A 5364-nucleotide genomic window follows, 5' to 3' on the forward strand; every position below is an offset into this window, starting at 1 on the left:
GCGACCCGGGTACGACCCCGCTTCCGCACCCCACTGGAGAAGGAACTGGCCGAACCCACCGGTTGACCGACCGGGACGCCGGGCGCCCATAGGAACACGTGGGCGCCCGGCACAAGGCGCACACCGCCATCCCGGTCGAGGCCGCCCGGCAGCGGGACCGGGTCGGCGCGACCCGGGTACGACCCCGCTTCCGCACCCCACTGGAGAAGGAACTGGCCGAACCCACCGGTTGACCGGCCAGGACGCGGGGCGCCCGCAGAGCAAATGGGCGCCCCGCACGAGGCTCGGACCGCCGTCACGGCGCAGGCTCCCTGGCTGCGGGACTGGGGCGGGCAACACGGGTACGACCCCGCACCGCACTGGACAAGGAACGCCGGGCGCCCGGAGGAACACGTGGGCGCCCGGTGCCACGGTTTACCGTGAGTACCGCATCAGCGCCCGCACCATGTGGCACGTCGTGTCCGACGGCGGGTGGACGCCGATCACCTCCGCGGTGTCCCGGATCGTCTCGTTGCGAGCCTGGTTCGGGACGTAGACGCCGGAGTCGAGCAGGGCGATCGCGAGCCGCATCGCCTTGAGACGGCGGTTGTGGGTGACGTACCACTCGCGGGGACGGCCCGGCGGCAACGGGCGCTTCTCCACGGGGGTGTAGGGCAGGTCGAGCAGCACGGGGTGCTTCGCGGTGGACTGGGTCGGCAACGGCTTCGGCTTCAGTGCGGCAGCGGGCACAGGCATCCTCCTGTCGCGGTAAGGACGGCCGGCGGAACCCCGGCGACGCCCTCGAACACTGGTTTTATTCTACCGCCCACCACTGACAAAAGCCCCTGGCCACAAGGGCTTTCGGGGGTGCTGTGACGCAGGTGGAAGACGGGTTTTCGCGTACCGTGGAGGCCATGGAGATCTGGATCAATCCGGCCTGTTCGAAGTGCCGCAGCGCGATCAGCCTGCTCGACGCGGAGGGTGCCGAGTACACCGTCCGCCGCTATCTGGACGACGTCCCCAGCGAGGACGAGATCCGCGAGGTGCTCGACCGGCTCGGCCTCGAACCCTGGGACATCACCCGTACCCAGGAGCCTGCCGCCAAGGAGCTCGGCCTCAAGGAGTGGGCCCGGGACGACAGTTCACGCGACCGCTGGATCACCGCGCTGGCCGCGCACCCCAAGCTCATCCAGCGTCCGATCATCACGGCGGACGACGGCTCGGCACTGGTCGCCCGCAGCGAGGACGCCGTGCAGGAGGCCCTGTCGAGGAAGAAGTAGCCGGAGTGTGACGCAGGTTACGTCATTTGACTCCTGCGACCGGTGAGCAACCTCGTTCGGTATCTCGTACATAGCGGCGTACGCTCCCCTACCTCTCAGGAGGCGCGGATGTCGCGCAGGAGAACGCTCGGTACGAAGAAGAAGGTCGCGCTGCTGGTGAGCGCGGCGGCGGTGGCGGGAGGCGGGGCCTTCGCGATGGCCGGCACCTCCAACGCCTCGCAGAGTCCGCAGACGGCGGCGGAGTCCACGGTCTGCCAGGGCCTCGCCACCGCGCTCGGCAACAACCAGCGGTTCATCGAGGGGCAACGGGCCGCACCCGACGCGCAGTCGGCGGCCCGGATCGCCAACCGGGAAGCGGTGATCGCGCAGATCAAGGTGCAGCAGGAGGCGTCCGGTTGCGTGGTCGGGGAGTCGGCTCAGGGCTCCCAGGCCGGCGCCGGACAGCAGACCGCACCGGCCGCTCCCCCGTCGGCACCGGCCGCGTCCCAGGCCCCGCCCGCCTCCCAGGCCCCGCCCGCGGGCAACGCCGCTTCCGGGCAGCAGGTGTGCAACGGCTCGACCGTCACGCTGTCCGGCGAGGGCGGGGCGCCCGCCGCGTCCAGCAACCAGTTCCCGGCCGGCACGAAGCTGCGGGTCACCAACCTGGACAACAACAAGTCCACGACGGTGGAGGTCACTTCGGTCTCCGGCAGCTGCGCCCTGCTCAACAACGCGGCCTTCGAACAGGTGCGGGAGCCCGGCAAGTTCCTCATCCGCCGGGCCCTGATCGAGAAGGTGGGGTGAGGTCATTCGGGACGTTCGCTCAGGAACCCGCTGAGGCGGCGGGCCAGTTCGGGAGGCGCGGACTGCGGTAGCGCGTGGTGGGAGACCCCGGGGACCACATCGGTCTCCGCCCGCGGCAGCAGTTCGCCCGCCCGCCTCGCCACCTCGTACGCGTCATGAGTCCTGCTGTTCGCGGCCACGAGCAGCAGGACCGGCGTGTCCAGGGCGCGCAGTGCGTCCGGGGCGGGGCGGGGGCCGGTGACCGGTCGGGCGGCGGGGAAACCGGCGGCGGCCTCCTGGAGGCCCAGCCAGTCGGGATCCATGGCGACTCCCCCGGTCTCCCACTCCAGGAAGGCGCGGACCCGGGCCGGCGTGGGGCGCAGCAGCATCGGCAGGGCGTGCAGCAGGTACGCCGCCTTGAACCCGGCGAGGCACTGGGTCGGGTCCAGGAGGAACAGGCGGCGCATCCGGTCGGGGGCGCGCAGGGCGTAGTGCAGGGCGATCCAGGCGCCGTAGGAGTGGCCGCCGAAGTCGGCCCGGGTGACGCCGAGTCCGTCGAGGAGGGCGTCGAGCCAGGCGGCCAGGTCGGCGACCGTGCGGGGGTGACGGTCGGCGGCCGGCGCGCTGCGGCCCGGGGCGCCGATCAGGTCGACGGCGAGGACCCGGCGGGTTCGGGCGAGGTGGGCGGCCTGGGCGTACCAGGACGCGGAGGTCGCTCCCCCGCCGCCCGGCAGCAGGACGAGCGGGGGCGCGTCCGCCGGACCACACGCGTTGACGCGGGTCGTCCCGAAGGGGGTCGGGACCCGGAGCGGCTCCCGGTCGGCTGGCCACTTGGCCATCACCTTGTCGTAGGCGGCCGTGAACCTGTCGCCGTCGTACCTGGCCATCGGACCCTCCCGTATTATCTCGTTCAGCGAGATACTCGATGAGCGAGATGATAATCGGAGAGTGCACATGCCGTCCCAGGGTCCCGAGATGGAGATCGTCCATCTCCTGCGCGCCGTGACCGTCGAACTCGGCCTGCACAGCGCCCGGTTCGCCCAGCGCCACGCCATGCATCCGACGGACGTGCGCGCCCTGATCGCCCTCATGGACGCCTCCCGCGCGGGCGAGGAGATGACCGCGGGCCGGCTCGGGGCGGAGCTCGGGCTCAACTCGGCCGGGACGACCTCGCTACTGGACCGGCTGGAGCGGGCCGGTCATGTGCGGCGGGTGCGGGGGCGGCAGGACCGGCGCAAGGTGGTCGTCGAGGTGGACGAGCGGGCGGTGGAGCTGGGGCAGGCCTTCTTCGGGCCACTGATCGGCCGGACGGTGGAGCTGCTCCAGGGGTACGACGAGGGGGAACGGGCGGCGATCCGGGGCTTCCTGGCGGGGGTGCGGGAGGCGGCGGCCGAGCAGACCTGACCTCGCACGGCCCCCCTCCGGTGCGTCTGGCACGGCCGGCCCCGGTCCCTCGACCGTGCGTTCCGGTCGACTCGACCCCGCAACCTGGCACCGGCCCGCCATCGCTCCACACCGGAGTACCTGTCCGCCTCCGCTCCTCGCCCTCGCACCGCCGTGCGCGGTGAGGCCGGTTCCGGTGATTCAGGCCTGCGCTCCGGACGCCAGCGCCTTCGCCTCCGTCTCCGGGTCGATGCCCACCGTCGGCCGGTCCGGGCGTTGCGGTGCCACCCCGCCGATCTCGCGCAGCCAGTTCCAGGTGTCGGCCACCGTCTCGGTGACCGGCCGGCAGCGCAGGCCCGCGGCGGCCGCCCGGGAGGTGTCCGCCCCGTGCAGGGTGGTGTGCAGGTCGGTGCCCGGCGGGACCCACACCGGCAGGCCGGTCCAGGGGGCGATGCCCGCGCCGAGGACGACGTCCGGGTCGGTCCAGCGCAGTTCGGCGTCCGAGCCGGTCACGGCCACGCAGGCGTCGAGGAGTTCACCCGTCGTGGTGTGCCCCGGCGGGCTCACCAGGTTGTACGGGCCGCTCCGCCCCGCCACGGACGCCGCCAACACCCATGCGGCCAGGTCGCGGACGTCGACGTACTGGAGGGGAAGGTCCCGTGGGCCGGGTGCGAGCACCGGGCCGCCGCGGGCGGCACGGCCCAGCCACCACGGCAGGCGGCCGATGTTCTCGTACGGGCCGAGGATCAGCCCGGCTCGGACGAGCAGGGCGCGGTCCGGGCCGAAGGCGTCCAGGACGGCCAGCTCACCGCCTCGTTTGTCCCGGGCGTAGTCGGCCTGGTCCGCGTCGGCCGAGGCGCCCTCGACGACGGGCGCGTCCTCGGTGTAGCCGGCCTGCTGCGGCCAGGCGTAGACCGAGCAGCTCGACACGTACGCGTACCGGTCGGCGCGGTCTCGCAGCAGTTGGGCGGCGTCCCGGACCGCGCGGGGCGCCGCCGACCAGGTGTCCACGACGAGGTCCCACGGGCCGCCCCCGGCGAGGGCGGTGAGGCCCCCGGGCACGGTGCGGTCGCCGTGCAGCGACCGCACTCCCCGCACCGGCGCGTGCCGTCCCCGGTGGAAGGCGGTCACGTCCCAGCCGTCGGCCAGGGCCGCCTCGGCGACGGCCCGGCCGACGAACTCCGTGCCGCCCAGCAGAAGAAGTCTCATGCCGGTGACTGTGCCCGCCCGGGCGGCTCGGAGGAACCCGGATCTGCCGAGGGCAGAGGGTCAGCCGCCGGTCGGCGGGGTGTACTTGTAGCCGACCCGCCGCACGGTCTGGATCGCGCCCCGGAACTCGGCGCCCAGCTTGCGGCGCAGCCGGGCGATGTGGACGTCGACGGTACGGCCGTCGCCGACGTGGCCGTAGCCCCAGACCGTGGTGACGAGCTGATCGCGGGTGTGCACCCGGTGGGGGTGCTGGACGAGGTGGGCGAGGAGCTCGAACTCCAGGTAGGTGAGGTCGAGTTCCCTGCCGCTCACCTCGGCGGTGCGCTGCACGGTGTCGATCCGCACGAGGGGGGCGCCGGTGTCCGCGGGCGCCGGCGCCACCGGGAACGGCGGGTGCTGGTCGGCCGGGACGAGCACCAGGTAGCCGATCATCGGGGGCCGGCCCGGCAGGGTGGGCAGGGTGTGCTGGGGTGCGGGCAGCCAGGTGGCGCCGGGAGGAAGGAACTCCGCCACGTGCGGGACCTCGTCGGGGCCGACGGCTCGCAACCGGTGCCGTGCGCCGTTCTCGGACGGGGTGGGGAGGGTGCTGGTGGGGACGGAAGGGGTCGCCATGAGGTCAGCTCTTTCGCGCGAGAGGGTCGTCGGAGGACGTACGTCTGCGCGCTGGCCGAAGGCCGGGGTGTACGGCGTTAGAGGGCCGGCGCGTTCGTCGCGCGGCAACACACCCGGTCGAAGTCGTGGTGCTGACGGG

8 protein-coding genes are annotated in these 5364 nt (G+C 73.2%); 4 read left to right on the forward strand and 4 right to left on the reverse strand.

Annotated elements, in window-relative coordinates; genetic code table 11:
- Positions 1 to 98 precede the first annotated feature (98 nt).
- Positions 99 to 233: a hypothetical protein gene (locus AOJ26_RS44940; protein WP_256979544.1), complete on the forward strand. Its 135-nt coding sequence runs from the start codon at positions 99 to 101 to the stop codon at positions 231 to 233.
- A 181-nt stretch (positions 234 to 414) separates the two neighbouring features.
- On the opposite strand, the gene AOJ26_RS19950 is transcribed toward AOJ26_RS44940, so the two are convergent.
- A complete protein-coding gene (locus tag AOJ26_RS19950) occupies positions 415 to 729 on the reverse strand; it encodes a hypothetical protein (RefSeq protein ID WP_053849679.1) in 315 nt (104 codons plus the stop codon).
- A 164-nt stretch (positions 730 to 893) separates the two neighbouring features.
- Here AOJ26_RS19950 and AOJ26_RS19955 point away from each other — a divergent pair, with 164 nt between their 5' ends.
- Positions 894 to 1259 (forward strand): arsenate reductase family protein, encoded by a 366-nt coding sequence (locus AOJ26_RS19955; protein ID WP_053849680.1) that lies wholly within the window; start codon positions 894 to 896, stop codon positions 1257 to 1259.
- Between the two features lie 108 nt (positions 1260 to 1367).
- A complete protein-coding gene (locus AOJ26_RS19960) occupies positions 1368 to 2042 on the forward strand; it encodes a hypothetical protein (protein WP_053849681.1) in 675 nt (224 codons plus the stop codon).
- A gap of 2 nt (positions 2043 to 2044) precedes the next feature.
- On the opposite strand, the gene AOJ26_RS19965 is transcribed toward AOJ26_RS19960, so the two are convergent.
- Entirely contained in the window at positions 2045 to 2908 is an 864-nt protein-coding gene (locus AOJ26_RS19965) for an alpha/beta fold hydrolase (RefSeq protein WP_053849682.1), read from the reverse strand.
- 67 nt (positions 2909 to 2975) lie between these two features.
- Here AOJ26_RS19965 and AOJ26_RS19970 point away from each other — a divergent pair, with 67 nt between their 5' ends.
- Positions 2976 to 3425: a MarR family winged helix-turn-helix transcriptional regulator gene (locus tag AOJ26_RS19970; protein ID WP_053849683.1), complete on the forward strand. Its 450-nt coding sequence runs from the start codon at positions 2976 to 2978 to the stop codon at positions 3423 to 3425.
- 180 nt (positions 3426 to 3605) lie between these two features.
- Here the strand turns inward: AOJ26_RS19970 and AOJ26_RS19975 are convergent, their stop codons facing one another.
- Both AOJ26_RS19975 and AOJ26_RS19980 read right to left on the reverse strand, forming a co-directional pair.
- Complete coding sequence (locus tag AOJ26_RS19975; protein ID WP_053849684.1) at positions 3606 to 4613, reverse strand: NAD-dependent epimerase/dehydratase family protein; 1008 nt, start codon at positions 4611 to 4613, stop codon at positions 3606 to 3608.
- Positions 4614 to 4673: 60 nt separating this feature from the next.
- On the reverse strand, positions 4674 to 5225 hold the full coding sequence (locus AOJ26_RS19980; RefSeq protein ID WP_053849685.1) for a winged helix-turn-helix domain-containing protein: 552 nt from the start codon (positions 5223 to 5225) through the stop codon (positions 4674 to 4676).
- Between the last annotated feature and the right edge of the window lie 139 nt (positions 5226 to 5364).

The organism is Streptomyces sp. NRRL B-24085, from assembly GCF_001282115.1.
Taxonomy (GTDB): Bacteria; Actinomycetota; Actinomycetes; order Streptomycetales; family Streptomycetaceae; genus Streptomyces.

Excerpts from the sequence above, each read along its gene's own strand:
- AOJ26_RS19960 (WP_053849681.1), top strand. The coding sequence starts at position 1,368 with ATGTCGCGCAGGAGAACGCTCGGTACGAAGAAGAAGGTCGCGCTGCTG.
- AOJ26_RS19980 (WP_053849685.1), bottom strand. The coding sequence starts at position 5,225 with ATGGCGACCCCTTCCGTCCCCACCAGCACCCTCCCCACCCCGTCCGAG.
- AOJ26_RS19975 (WP_053849684.1), bottom strand. The coding sequence starts at position 4,613 with ATGAGACTTCTTCTGCTGGGCGGCACGGAGTTCGTCGGCCGGGCCGTC.
- AOJ26_RS19955 (WP_053849680.1), top strand. The coding sequence starts at position 894 with ATGGAGATCTGGATCAATCCGGCCTGTTCGAAGTGCCGCAGCGCGATC.
- AOJ26_RS19965 (WP_053849682.1), bottom strand. The coding sequence starts at position 2,908 with ATGGCCAGGTACGACGGCGACAGGTTCACGGCCGCCTACGACAAGGTG.
- AOJ26_RS19970 (WP_053849683.1), top strand. The coding sequence starts at position 2,976 with ATGCCGTCCCAGGGTCCCGAGATGGAGATCGTCCATCTCCTGCGCGCC.